Raw genomic sequence first — 12,718 nt, 5'->3', positions numbered from 1 at the left:
GGCCACGATCGTGGCCGGGGGCTCCGGTGAAGCCGGTGTGCGCTCGGGGCGACGGGTCAGAGGTTGACGCCGAAGTCCTGGGCGATGCCGCGCAGGCCGGAGGCGTACCCCTGGCCGACCGCGCGGAACTTCCACTCGGCGCCGTTGCGGTAGAGCTCGCCGAAGACCATGGCGGTCTCGGTGGCGGCGTCCTCGCTGAGGTCGTAGCGGGCGATCTCGGCGCCGCCGGCCTGGTTGAGGATGCGGATGAACGCATTGCGGACCTGGCCGAAGTTCTGGCTGCGGTTCTCGGCGTCGTAGATGGAGACCGGGAAGACGATCTTGTCCACGTCGGCCGGCAGGCCCGCCAGGTTGACGTTGATCTGCTCGTCGTCGCCCTCGCCCTCACCCGTGACGTTGTCACCGGTGTGCACGATGGTCTGGTCCGGCGTCGACTTGTTGTTGAAGAAGACGAAGTGGCCGTCCGAGACGACCTTTCCGCCCGGGTTGACCGCGATCGCCGAGGCGTCGAGGTCGAAGTCGGTGCCGGTGGTGGTGCGGACGTCCCAGCCGAGGCCGACCGTGACGGCGGTAAGGCCCGGTGCCTCCTTGGTGAGCGAGACGTTGCCGCCCTTGGACAGGCTTACTGCCATGGGAAGTCCCTTTCCTCGTCGTGTGCGGGCTTCGTGCCATCACGAAAGCTACCGTCACCCGTCATAACGCAAGCAGCAGACCACGAGGTTCCTCATCGCTTTACTTTCTTTGCCGAACTTCCGGCCTCCGGGTGCACCGGCTCGTACGGCTGTCCCAAAAGAAGGTGACGAACGGGGCGCGGGGAGGGGACCATGGGTGTCATGTCCGGGCCCTATGTCATCCGCGGCTCGGTCTCCCTTCCGGAGGCCGAGCTCATGTGGCGTTTCTCGCGGTCCTCCGGGCCCGGCGGCCAGCACGTCAACACCAGCGACTCCCAGGTGGAGCTGCGCTTCGACCTGGCGGCGACCGACGCGCTGCCCGAGGTGTGGAAGGCGCGGGCGCTGGAGCGGCTCGCGGGCCGGCTGGTGGGCGGGGTGGTCTCCGTACGGGCCTCCGAGCACCGCTCCCAGTGGCGCAACCGCGAGACGGCCGCCGTGCGGCTCGCCGCCCTCCTGGCCGAGGCCACGGCGCCGCCGCCCAAGCCCCGGATCAAGCGGAAGATCCCGCGCGGGATCAACGAACGCAGGCTGCGCGAGAAGAAGCAGCGCGGCGACACCAAGCGCGGGCGCTCGGGCCGCGACTGGTAGGCGTCGGGCCGTGGACCCGGCCGGGCGGCCGGTGCGCGTAACCGGAACCGGAACCGGAACCGCCGTCAGCCCAGCCGGCGGTAGCGCCCCTTGAAGTACGTCAGCGGTTCGCCCTCCGCGCTCGGCAGGTTCGCCGTCAGCACCCGGCCGATCACCAGGGTGTGGTCCCCGGCCACGACGCGCTGCTCGGTGCGGCACTCCAGGGTCGCCAGCGCCCCGCCGATCAGCGGTGCGTGCGTCACCTCGCCCCGTACGTACGGGACGTCCTCGAACAGCAGCCGGTCGCTGATCCGGCCCTTCATGGCGAACCGGCCCGCGATGTGCCGCTGGCTCGCGGCCAGCACGGAGACCGCCCACAGCGGCTGCTCGTCCAGCAGGTCGTCCATCCGGGAGCCGTTGCGCAGGCTCACCATCACCAGGGGCGGTTCCAGGGACACGGACATGAAGGCGGTCGCCGTCATCCCCACGTCCTCGCCGTGGCCGTCCTCGTCGAGGGGCGGTTCCTGGGCGGTGATCAGCACCACCCCGGCGGCCAGCCGCGCGAGTGCGGCGCGGAACTCGTCGTTGCTCACCCCCTCAGCATGGGGGATGGACTCGGGGCGCGGGGCGGGGGGCTTGGTGGGGAGCACACTCCGACGCTAACCGCGGGCGCCGGACGGTCGCATCGGGCCAGGGGACCAGGCCGGTCCTAGGACCGGGTCGTACGCCCCGGAACGATCGCCGTCGCCGGGAGTCACCGACATATCATGATCATCTGTTGTGACTTGAGTCACAGAGTCCATTTTCTGCTGACCCTGTGTACCGGGTGCACAGCTCACTGTGATTCAGTGGCCGTGACACTGCGACAAGTACGTCGATAGGAAACCTGGAGTTGCTGTCGAGGTCCCGGGGGTGCGAGCGATGGAGGCCGAGTCGGAGCCGTACGTCCGCCTGGCGACCATGCGGCAGCTGCATCAGGCCGTCGCCGATCTCAACACGGCCCGCAGCCTGGCGGACACGCTCCAGACCGTGGCCGACGGGATCGTCTCGGGCCTCGGTTACGAGCTGGGCTGCGTCAACCTGGTCCGGCCGGACGGCGACCTCGTCATCGCCGCCTTCGCGGGCAATGCCGCCGCCGAGGCCCTGATCACCGGCCGCGTCGGCTCCCGCGAGTCCTGGGAGCGCCGGCTCTCCATGGGCCAGGCCTGGGACCAGCTGCGGTTCATCCCGCACACCGAGGGCTGGGTCCTCCTCGACGACGACGTACCGCAGTGGCACACCGAGGGGCCCGAGCCCCGGTTCGAGGACGAGTGGCACCCGCTGGACCGGCTCTACGCCCCGATGTACGCCTCCGCGGGCGGCCGGGACCTCCTCGGGGTCATATCCGTCGACCGGCCGCGCAACGGGCGCCGCCCCGGCGCATGGGGGCGCGAGGCGCTCCAGATGTACGCCTCCCAGGCCGCCATCGCGATCAGCAACGCCCGCCTGCGGGCCAACATGCAGCGCGCCCTGGTCCGCCTGGAGCGGGAACAGCAGGCGCTGCGGGCCAGCGAGGAGTCCTTCCGGCAGGCCTTCGAGTACGCGCCCAGCGGCATGGCCATCGCCGAGATGGGCGGCGACCAGCAGGGCAGGCTGCTGCGCACCAACGACGCCCTGTGCCGGCTGCTGAACCGCCCGGCCTCCGTGATGCGCCGCTACTCCTTCGCCGACCTGGTCCACCCCGAGGACATCGGCACCCTGCTGCGCACCTCGGCCGAGGGCGGCCGGGCCGAACTGCGCCTCAGCCGCCGGGACGGCACCTATCTCTGGGTTTCGCTGCGCAACTCCGTCGTCGCGGACACCGCCGACGGGCCGCGCTTCCTGCTCACCCATGTCGAGGACATCGAGGAGCGCAAGCGCCACGAGCTGAACCTCGCCCACCGCGCCTCGCACGACGCGCTGACCGGGCTGCCCAACAGCGCCGAGCTGAAGTCGCGGCTCTCCGCCCGGATCTGCGAGCGGCCGCACTCCTCCCCGGCCGCGACCGCGATCGAGGCGCTGGACGCGGCGTACGGAGACGTCGAGTCGTCCCTCACCCACGGCTATCAGGCTGACGGCTACGAGGGCGAGGTGGTCCCCGGCGGCGGGCCCTTCGACCACCACGTGCACACGGTGGCCCCGGACCCGGCGCACGACGACGGGACGAAGGGGCTCGCGGTCCTCTTCTGCGACCTCGACGGCTTCAAGTCCATCAACGACCGCTTCGGGCACCACACCGGCGACGCCGTGCTGATCGAGGTCGCCCGGCGGCTGAGCGCCTGCGTGCGGGACGGTGACACCGTCGCCCGGCTCGGAGGTGACGAATTCGTCGTCCTCGCCGACGGCCTCGGGGCGGCGGACGCCGCTGACCTGGCCGTTCGCCTGAGAAATGCCATCATTCCGCCCATAAGGGTCGACGGCCGGGCGGTCCGGGTCGGAGCGAGTTTCGGCATCGGCTGGGCCGAGTGCGGAATGACCGTGGAAGAGGTCCTGCGCTCCGCCGACCAGCGGATGTACGTGGAAAAGCGGTCCCGGTCGAAGGTTCACCGCAGAGCCGGATGACGTTCACGACCCGTTTCTCCCCCTACCCCGTACCCGTTCCCCGGCGGCCGTCCGGGTCGATGAGCGCAATTCGGGGCCTGCTCCGTTCGAGGTAGGCTCGGCCGGTCGGCGACGGCTGGCGACATGGTGAGGAGTGACCCAGGGATGACGGCCGGAAACAACGGCGCGAGCAAGCCCGAGGACGACGATCCGTTCGGCTATCTGTACGCGGACGGACAGGCGGCAGGCGCCCAGGCGCCCGGCCAGGGCGGCTACGGCTACCCGGGTCCGGCCGCCCAGCCGGGCGTGCCCAGAACGTCCTACAACCAGGTGCGTGCCGTCGGTGAGCGCCAGTACGGCCAGCAGCAGGTGCCGCAGCAGCAGGGCGGGTACGGCTACCCGCCCCAGCAGGCCTACGGCCAGCCCGCGCAGCAGTACAACCGGCCGAACCCGCAGTACGCGGCCCCCGAGACCTACCCCGGCGGGGCGTCCCACGGGCAGCCCCCGGCCCAGGGCGGTCACGGCGGCGGCCCGGGCCGCGGCGGTCCGAACACGAAGGCGCTCCTGATCGCGGCGGTCGCCGTGGTCGCGGTCGTCCTCATCGGCATCGGCGCCGCCCTGCTCACGGGCGACGACGGCGACAAGGACGACAAGAAGGACGAGGCGTCCTCCTCGCAGGGCTCGGCGGGCCAGGTCGAGGAGTCCGAGAAGCCGGAGGAGAAGCCGAAGGAGACCCCCAAGCCGGTCGAGCTGCCGAAGCAGGACGCGGCGACGCTGACGCTGGGCGGCACGGCGGCCCTGGACTCCACGGTCAAGGGCGCCAAGGGCGCGAACGGCAACTACATCAACCTCAACGAGGTCGGCCGCTCGGCCACCTGGACGGTCGAGGTTCCCGAGGCCGGCGCGTACACCCTGTACGTGACCTACGGCGTGCCCGGCAAGGACGCGAAGACGACCCTGACGGTCAACGCGCAGGAGCCGCGCTCCATCAACATGAAGAACTTCGCCAACGCCGAAGAGGGCGACCTGGAGAAGGGCTGGACGAACACCTACGCGTACGTCCAGCTCGACAAGGGCAGCAATACCCTCAAGCTGTCCTGCGAGGAAGGCGACGAGTGCGACGCCAACCTCGACCAGCTGGAGCTGAAGGCGGGCCACATCAAGAAGAACGGCTGACGGCCGCTCCCTCCGCGCACGCCCCGATCACCGTCCCGGTGGTCGGGGCGTCGGCGTGTCCGGGGTGGTCAGGGGGCCGGGACGTGCGGCTCCACCGTGACGAGCGGCAGCAGTTCCGCGTAGGCCGCCGCGTCGAACTCGCCCGCCGCCGGCGCCAACACCGTCGCCGTCGACAGGGCCACCGCCCGGGCCAGCCGCCGCGGCCAGTCGAGGCCCTCGGCCAGGGCGGAGAGCAGCCCGGCCACCGCCGAGTCGCCCGCGCCGGTCGGGTTGCCGCGTACGGGGGCGGGCGGGGCGGCCCGCCAGACGCCGTCCGGGGTGAGCGCGAGGACGCCCTCCGGGCCGAGCGAGGCGACCACGGCGTGCGCCCCGCGACGGCGGGCGTCGCCCGCCGCGCGCAGCGGTTCGCGGGAGCCGGTCAGCCGGGCCAGCTCCTCCGCGTTCGGCTTGACCAGGTCGGGGCGGGCGGCGATGCCCCGGCGCAGTGGTTCGCCGCTGGTGTCCAGGAGCACGGGTACGGCGGCGGCGCGGGCGATCCGGACCAGCTCGGCGTACGCCCCGACATGGATGCCGGGCGGCAGGGAACCGCAGAGCGCGACCGCGTCGGCCCCGGCGAGCAGGTCCTCGTACGTCCGCAGGAAGGCGGCCCATTCGGCGGGGCTCACCTGCGGTCCGGGCTCGTTGAGCTGGGTGGTGTCGCCGGTCGAGCGGTCGGTGATCGCGAGGGTGCGGCGGGTGTTCCCGGCGACCTCGACGAGGGCGTCGCGCGGCGGGAGCGGGGCGAGGAGGTCGCGCAGGACGGTGCCGGTCGCTCCGCCGACGAAGCCGGTGACGACGCTGTCGTGGCCCAGCGCCCCGAGCACCCGGGCGACGTTGAGGCCCTTGCCGCCGGGGCGTTCGATGACCTCGCCGACGCGGTGGCTGCCGTGCGGGACGAGCGCGTCGACGGTGTACGTCACGTCGAGCGCGGTGTTCAGAGTGACGGTCAGGATCATCTCTGCCGGCCCCTCCCTCGGTGCGGGGCCCCAGCGGTGTCGGCCCCAGCGGTGCGTGCGCCCGGCTTGTGGCGCGCGATTCCGATGATCATGTCAAAGCGGTGGCGGTCGGCCCAGTCCCGCGGGCCGACCGCCATCTCTGCGTTACGTGCCTCGTGCGTTACGTGCCTCGTGCGGTCCGGCGGCCGGCCTCAGGCCGTCTTCGGCTCGATGATCCACTCGCCCCGGCGCATGACGCCCTTGAGGACGAAGTCCTCGTCGAGGACGACCAGGTCGGCGTCCTTGCCCGGGTCCAGCGAGCCGACCCGGTCGTAGATGCCGAGCAGCCGGGCCGGGTTGGCGGAGATGGACCGGACGACGTCCTCGACGGGGATCCGGTCGAGGGTGACGGCCCGGCGGAACGCGGTGTCCAGGGTGAGTGTGGAGCCGGCGATCGAGCCGCCCTCCACCAGCCGGGCGACGCCGTCCTTGACCTCGACCGCGAGCGGCCCGAGGTCGTAGGAGCCGTCGCCGAAGCCGGCGGCGTCCATCGCGTCGGTGATCAGCGCGACGCGGCCCGCGCCCTTGTGGCGGTAGGCCAGCTCCAGGACGGCCGGGTGCAGATGCGTGCCGTCGTTGATCAGCTCGACGGTGATCCGGTCGTCCTCCAGCAGCGCGGCGATCGGGCCGGGCTCGCGGTGGGCGAGCGGCGGCATCGCGTTGAACAGGTGCGTGGCGACGGTCGCGCCCGCGTCGATGGCCTCGACGGTCTGCTCGTACGTCGCGTCCGTGTGGCCGACCGCGGCGATGACCCCGTGCTCGGCGAGCAGCCGCACCGAGTCGATGCCGCCGGGCAGTTCGGTGGCGAGGGTGAACATCCGGGCGGTGCCGCGCGCGGCGTCCAGCAGCTTGCGGACCTCGGCCGGGTCCGGGTCGCGCAGCAGCTCCTCGCTGTGGGCGCCCTTGCGGCACGGCGAGATGAAGGGGCCCTCGAAGTGGATCCCGGCCAGGTCGCCCTGCTCGACCAGCTCGGACAGGACGCCCGCGCGCCGGGCGAGGAAGTCCATCTCGCCGGTGACGGTGGAGGCGACCATCGTGGTGGTGCCGTGCTCGCGGTGCGTACGGATGCCGGTGAGCACCTCGTCCACGGTGCCGGAGGTGAAGGACGCCCCGCCGCCGCCGTGGTTGTGCATGTCCACGAAGCCGGGGACCACCCAGTGGCCGCCGAGATCGATGGTCCGGGCGCCCTCCGGTGCGGTGGCGGCGATCCGGGTGCCCTCGACGGTCACCCGGCCGTCCTCGACGGTGCCGGTGGGGAGCACCACCCGGGCGCCGGCGAGAACGGTGCTGTCTGCTGCGCGTCCGGCCATCAGGCGGAAACCTCCGTGGAGAGTAGATCCCAGGCGAGCAGCCCCGCGCCCAGGCATCCGGCGGTGTCCCCGAGGGCCGCCGGGACGATGTGGGGCAGCTTCTGGAACGTGATCCGTTCCTCGACGGCCGCACGCAGTGGTGTGAACAAGGTTTCCCCGGCTTCGGCGAGACCGCCACCGATGATGAGCGTGCCGGGGTCGAGGAGGGTGAGCGCGGTGACGAGACCGGCGGCGAGCGCGTCGATCGCGTCCTGCCAGACCCGGATCGCCGCCGGGTCGCCGGACTCGACGGCCTTCGCGCAGTCCGCGGCGTCCGCACCGGGGTCGCCGGAGGCGGCGGCCCAGGCCCGGGTCACCGCGGCGGCGGAGGCCAGCGTCTCCAGGCAGCCGCGCTGGCCGCAGCCGCAGTCGGGGCCGTCCGGGCGGACCACGATGTGGCCGATCTCGCCCGCGTACCCGTGGGCGCCCGCCTCGATGACGCCCGCGATGCCGATCGCCCCGGCGATGCCGGTGCCCAGCGGGACGAAGAAGAAGCGGTCCGCGCCGTGCCCGGCCCCGATCCGGCCCTCGGCGAGCCCGCCGGTACGGACGTCGTGACCGAGGGCGACCGGGATGGCGCCCAGCCGCTCGGAGAGCAGGGCGCGCAGCGGTACGTCGCGCCAGCCCAGGTTCGCGGCGTACACCGCGATGCCCTTCTCGGCGTCGACGATGCCGGGCACGGCGACCCCGGCGGCTACGGCGCTCTCGCCGAGGTGCTCCTCGCCGTGGGCGCGCAGTTCCGCCGCGAACGCGAGGATCGACTCGACGACCGCGTCGGCGCCGCGCTCCCGGCCGGTGGCCCGCCGCGCCTCGTGGAGGAGGGTGCCGTCGGTCCCGACCAGTGCGGCCTTCATTCCGGTGCCGCCCACATCGAGGGCGATGACATGTCTCACGGAAGACAGTTTCGCCCGCCGACCCCCAAAAGGTCTAGTCCACTAGCGCGGTTTGTTGCGGACGCATACAAAATGATGAACGCGTGAAGGTGGACCTTTTTGTGCCGTAAAGCGACTAATGGGCAACTCGGATCGGGGTGAATCCGGACCAAAGGTCTGGACCAAGATACGGGGAGGGGGTCCCGACTGCCAGTACCTGCAAGCCAGTTGTGGTTTGCGGGGCCGATATACGTTGCCGAAGCGATACTCCGGTGGTGTAGACCGCTGGTTCGGCAATGGGGGAAAATCGCAGTTCGTCCGGACGGTGTCGGACAGGGGGCAGTGCCGCGGCCGGACAGGGGGCCGCCGGCGACGCCGACGCACCGTCCGCGCGATGGCTGAAAAACAATGAGGATGGGCGAGGCTGTGCAGCGGCGCTTTTTGGGTCTGACCGCGGTGGTGGCCGCGCTGGGAATGACGGCAACGTTGTCGGGCTGCGGCGGTGACACCGGCTCGGGCGACGTCACGCTCAAGCTGGTCGCCGCGGACTACGGCACCGGCCCGGAGAACAGCTCCGAGAAGTACTGGAGCGGGGTCGCGTCGGGCTTCGAGAAGGAAAACCCCGGCATCAAGGTCGATGTCACCGTCCTGTCGTGGAAGGACGTCGACCGCGAGGTCGCCGAGATGGTCAAGGCGGGCAACGCCCCGGACATCGCCCAGATCGGCGCGTACGCGGACTACGCCAAGGCGGGCAAGCTCTACACCGCCGACGAGACGCTCGCCATCCGCACCGCGGCGAACTTCCTCCCGTCGCTCACCGACGCGGGCAAGGTCAACGGCACGCTCTACGGCCTGCCCTTCGTCGCCAGCACCCGGCTGCTCTTCTACAACCAGAAGCTCTTCGACCAGGCCGGCCTGGACGCCCCCGAGACCTGGGAGGACATCCAGAGCGACGCCACCGCGCTCAAGGCGAAGGGCGTCGACTACCCCTTCGCACTGCCGCTCGGCCAGGAGGAGGCCCAGGCCGAGACCCTGATGTGGCTGCTCAGCGGCAACGGCGGCTACACCGACGACGTCGGCTCGTACGACATCGACTCGGCCGAGAACGTCGCCACGTTCCGCTGGCTGCGGGACAACCTCGTCGGCAAGGGCCTCACCGGGCCGGTCGAGCCCGGCAAGCTGGACCGGGCGAAGGCGTTCGAGGCGTTCACCGCGGGCAAGGTCGGCATGCTCAACGGCCACCCCACCCTGATGGACGAGGCCGAGGCCAAGGGAGTCAAGGTCGGCATGGTGCCGCTGCCCGGCTCCGACGGCCCGACCACGGGCTCCATGGGCGTCGCCGACTGGATGATGGGCTTCAAGCAGAACGGCCACCGCCAGGAGATCGGCAAGTTCCTCGACTATGCCTACTCCGACGAGAACGTGCTGGAGTTCGCCGAGGAGTACGACCTGCTCCCGGTGACCGGCAGCGCCTCCGCCGCGATGGAGACCGACAAGAAGCACAAGAAGCTGCACGAGTTCCTTGCCGCGCTGCCCAACTCGACGCTGCCCCCGTTCGGCAAGACGTCCTGGGCCACCGTCAGCGACGCGATCAAGAAGAAGATCGGCGGCGCGGTCGCTCCGGGCAGCAACCCCGAGAGCATCCTCGGGGAGATAGCCGCCGAGGCGACGCGGGCCGAGGCCGCCGAGTAGCCGCCGGGCGGCCGGTGTCGGGGGTGGGCGTTAGGTTGGTTGATATGACCGCCTCCGGCCCTGCTCCTGACCCCGACCCCGGCCCTGCCCCCGCCGGCTCCGAGCAGTCCGATTCCCCGGCCGTGGATTCTCCGGCCGGGGAATCGTCCGCCGTGCCCGTGGCCGGTGCGGACGAGCTGTCCGTACGGGAGCGGGCGCTGCTGGCCCTGGAGCGGCGGTCCTGGGCGGGGCCCGGGGCGAAGGAGCGGGCGATCCGGGAGGAGCTGGGGATGTCGCCGGTGCGGTACTTCCAGCTTCTCAACGCGTTGATCGAGGACGAGCGGGCGTTGCGGGTGGATCCGGTCACGGTGAACCGGTTGCGGCGGGTGCGGGACGCGCGGCGCGGGCGGCGCTGAGGCCGGGCTTTCGGGGGCTCCGCCCCCGGACCCCCGCTCCTCAATCGCCGGAGGGGCTTGATGGGCCGGGCCCCCGCTCCTCAAGCGCCGGAAGGGCTTGAGGGGTCGGAGGGGCTTCCGGGGCCGGAAGAGCTTGAGGTGTCCAGCACCAGGTCCACCGCTCGGTCCAGGCGGTCGCGTTCGGCTTCGGTCAGGTGGGGGTTCCGCTGCTGGCGGGTGCAGGCCAGGGTCAGGTCGGTGGCCGACGCGCCGCCGTCGTCGGAGAGTTCCGCCAGGAGTGCCGTCAGCAGCGGCCGTACGTCCGCCCCGGCCGGGAGCGACGGGTCGAGCGCGATCCGGGCCAGGGTCAGCGCCGACATCGCGCGGTCGAGGCCGGGCGGGCCCTCCGCCGCGGTGGACCAGTCGATCACCACCGCGCCCTCCGCCGTCAGCACCACGTTCTCCGGATGCAGGTCCAGGTGGAGCACACAGTCCTCCGGGTTCGCCGAGACCCGGGGCGGTATGGCGTGCAGGTCACGCAGCAGCCGGGCGAGCAGCGCGCCCGCCTCGGCCGCCTCCACCCGCCCCGCCAGCAGGGCCTCGGCCAGGGTCGGGCCGGTCAGCCGCTGGAGCACCAGGTCCGTGGGGCGGGCGCCCTCGGCGGGCGGGCCGATGCGCGGTACGGGAAACCCGAAGGCGCCCACGTACGACATCACGGCCAGCTCCTCCGTGGTGTCGGTGCGGTCCCGGTAACGGCGAAGGACCCAGGAGCCGTCGAGTGCGTACACGTCGGCGGTGCGTCCCGAGCCCAGAAGTTGCCCTGTGTGCATGAGGGCGAACCTACCCGGGCGCCCCGCCGAAAGGGAGACGGCTTCCGGCTTCGCCCCATAACGCCGGGGGAGGGGGGTGAACGGGATCTCCTGCGCCGGGTGTCACCGCCGCTACGGTTTCGGCAATTCCCTGGTCCGGACCAACCCCCACCGGACCCGGACACCCCCTGAACCAAGGAGAGTTACGTGGAGAGAACCACGCTCCGCAGACGCGCCCTCGTCGCCGGCACCGCCACGGTGGCCGTGGGCGCGCTCGCCCTCGCCGGGCTGACCGGTGTGGCGTCCGCCGGCCCCGCGGGCACCACCGCCGCGCCGGTTTCCGCCGACAGCCTGTCGCCCGGACTGCTGGCCGCCATGGAGCGCGACCTCGGTCTGGACGCGGACGACGCGCGCGGCCGGATAGCCAACGAGTACCGCGCCGCCGCCGTCGCCGCCGGTCTGGAGAAGTCCCTCGGCGCCAGCTACGCCGGAGCCCGGGTCAGCGGTGCGAAGGCGGCCCTGACCGTCGCCACCACCGACGCCTCCCAGACCGCCCGGATCACCGAGGCCGGGGCGAAGGCCGAGGTCGTCGGCCACAGCCTGGACCGGCTCGAAGGCGTCAAGGAGGCCCTCGACCGGGCCGCGCTGCGCAAGGCTCCGAAGGACGTGCCCGTCTGGTACGTCGACGTCGAGGCCAACCGGGTCGTCGTGAACGCCGCGAGCACCGCGGCCGGAGCGGCGTTCCTCAGGACCGCCGGGGTCGACAGCGGCCCGGTCACCGTCGCCCGGTCCGCCGAACAGCCGCGCGCCCTCGCGGACCTGCGGGGCGGCGACGCGTACTACATGAACGGCTCCGGCCGCTGTTCCATCGGCTTCCCGGTGAAGCGCGGCACCCAGAACGGCTTCGCCACGGCGGGCCACTGCGGGCGGGTCGGCACCACCACCAACGGCTTCAACCAGCAGGCCCAGGGCACCTTCCAGGGCTCCACCTTCCCCGGCCGCGACTACGCCTGGGTCGCCACCAACGCCAACTGGACCCCGCGTCCGCTGGTCAACGGCTACGGGCGGGGCGACGTCACCGTCGCCGGATCCACCGCGTCCGTCGTCGGCGCCTCGGTCTGCCGCTCCGGCTCCACCACGGGCTGGCACTGCGGCACCATCCAGCAGCTCAACACCAGCGTCACCTACCCGGAGGGCACCATCTCCGGCGTGACCCGCACCAGCGTCTGCGCGGAGCCGGGCGACTCCGGCGGCTCGTACATCTCCGGCAACCAGGCGCAAGGCGTCACCTCCGGCGGCTCGGGCAACTGCTCGTCCGGCGGTACGACGTACTTCCAGCCGCTCAACCCGCTGCTCCAGGCGTACGGGCTGACCCTGGTCACCAGCGGTACGCCCACCGACCCGCCCACCACGCCGCCGACCGACCCGCCCACCGACCCGCCGGGCGGCACCTGGGCGGCCGGCACCGCGTACGCCGCCGGAGCCACGGTGACGTACGGCGGAGCGACCTACCGCTGCCTCCAGGCGCACACGGCCCAGCCCGGCTGGACCCCCGCGGCCGTTCCGGCGCTCTGGCAGCGGATCTGACCGCCGCCGCCCCGGCCGCCCGTACGGG

General features: G+C 72.2%; 12 protein-coding genes. 6 read left to right on the top strand and 6 right to left on the bottom strand.

The window, feature by feature from the left end; genetic code table 11:
* Window positions 1–56: 56 nt before the first annotated feature.
* The gene (locus KV381_RS16100; protein WP_007446537.1) at window positions 57–632 is read right to left on the bottom strand and encodes a TerD family protein; all 576 of its coding nucleotides are present in this window, start codon (window positions 630–632) and stop codon (window positions 57–59) included.
* A gap of 192 nt (window positions 633–824) precedes the next feature.
* On the opposite strand from KV381_RS16100, the gene arfB reads away from it, so the two are divergent.
* Window positions 825–1,259, top strand: a complete 435-nt coding sequence (gene arfB / locus KV381_RS16095) for an alternative ribosome rescue aminoacyl-tRNA hydrolase ArfB (protein WP_030088019.1) — start codon at window positions 825–827, stop codon at window positions 1,257–1,259.
* Between the two features lie 65 nt (window positions 1,260–1,324).
* Here the strand turns inward: arfB and KV381_RS16090 are convergent, their stop codons facing one another.
* Complete coding sequence (locus KV381_RS16090) at window positions 1,325–1,831, bottom strand: flavin reductase family protein (RefSeq protein ID WP_030625732.1); 507 nt, start codon at window positions 1,829–1,831, stop codon at window positions 1,325–1,327.
* Between the two features lie 328 nt (window positions 1,832–2,159).
* On the opposite strand from KV381_RS16090, the gene cdgB reads away from it, so the two are divergent.
* Window positions 2,160–3,818, top strand: a complete 1,659-nt coding sequence (cdgB, locus tag KV381_RS16085; protein WP_030625734.1) for a diguanylate cyclase CdgB — start codon at window positions 2,160–2,162, stop codon at window positions 3,816–3,818.
* Window positions 3,819–3,962: 144 nt separating this feature from the next.
* Complete coding sequence (locus KV381_RS16080) at window positions 3,963–4,973, top strand: carbohydrate-binding protein (protein WP_030088012.1); 1,011 nt, start codon at window positions 3,963–3,965, stop codon at window positions 4,971–4,973.
* Between the two features lie 68 nt (window positions 4,974–5,041).
* Here the strand turns inward: KV381_RS16080 and KV381_RS16075 are convergent, their stop codons facing one another.
* From KV381_RS16075 to KV381_RS16065, 3 genes are all read right to left on the bottom strand, one after another.
* The gene (locus tag KV381_RS16075) at window positions 5,042–5,968 is read right to left on the bottom strand and encodes a 1-phosphofructokinase family hexose kinase (protein ID WP_218785451.1); all 927 of its coding nucleotides are present in this window, start codon (window positions 5,966–5,968) and stop codon (window positions 5,042–5,044) included.
* A 191-nt stretch (window positions 5,969–6,159) separates the two neighbouring features.
* Entirely contained in the window at window positions 6,160–7,317 is a 1,158-nt protein-coding gene (gene nagA, locus KV381_RS16070; protein ID WP_218785449.1) for an N-acetylglucosamine-6-phosphate deacetylase, read from the bottom strand.
* Window positions 7,317–8,210: an ROK family protein gene (locus KV381_RS16065; protein ID WP_230543875.1), complete on the bottom strand. Its 894-nt coding sequence runs from the start codon at window positions 8,208–8,210 to the stop codon at window positions 7,317–7,319. The genes nagA and KV381_RS16065 overlap by 1 nt, the downstream gene beginning before the upstream one ends.
* Before the next feature lie 432 nt (window positions 8,211–8,642).
* Between KV381_RS16065 and KV381_RS16060 the strand changes: the two genes are divergently transcribed.
* A complete protein-coding gene (locus KV381_RS16060; protein WP_098024138.1) occupies window positions 8,643–9,920 on the top strand; it encodes an ABC transporter substrate-binding protein in 1,278 nt (425 codons plus the stop codon).
* A gap of 44 nt (window positions 9,921–9,964) precedes the next feature.
* Complete coding sequence (locus KV381_RS36495; RefSeq protein ID WP_098024159.1) at window positions 9,965–10,315, top strand: DUF3263 domain-containing protein; 351 nt, start codon at window positions 9,965–9,967, stop codon at window positions 10,313–10,315.
* A gap of 80 nt (window positions 10,316–10,395) precedes the next feature.
* Here the strand turns inward: KV381_RS36495 and KV381_RS16050 are convergent, their stop codons facing one another.
* On the bottom strand, window positions 10,396–11,124 hold the full coding sequence (locus KV381_RS16050; RefSeq protein WP_218785448.1) for a phosphotransferase: 729 nt from the start codon (window positions 11,122–11,124) through the stop codon (window positions 10,396–10,398).
* Between the two features lie 186 nt (window positions 11,125–11,310).
* On the opposite strand from KV381_RS16050, the gene KV381_RS16045 reads away from it, so the two are divergent.
* Window positions 11,311–12,690, top strand: a complete 1,380-nt coding sequence (locus tag KV381_RS16045; protein WP_030625746.1) for an alpha-lytic protease prodomain-containing protein — start codon at window positions 11,311–11,313, stop codon at window positions 12,688–12,690.
* Window positions 12,691–12,718: the final 28 nt, after the last annotated feature.

Source organism: Streptomyces sp. WY228, from assembly GCF_019287315.1.
Taxonomy (GTDB): Bacteria; Actinomycetota; Actinomycetes; order Streptomycetales; family Streptomycetaceae; genus Streptomyces; species Streptomyces caviscabies.
The sequence above is the reverse complement of the archived record's forward strand: the minus strand, read 5'-3'. Positions and strand labels throughout refer to the sequence as shown.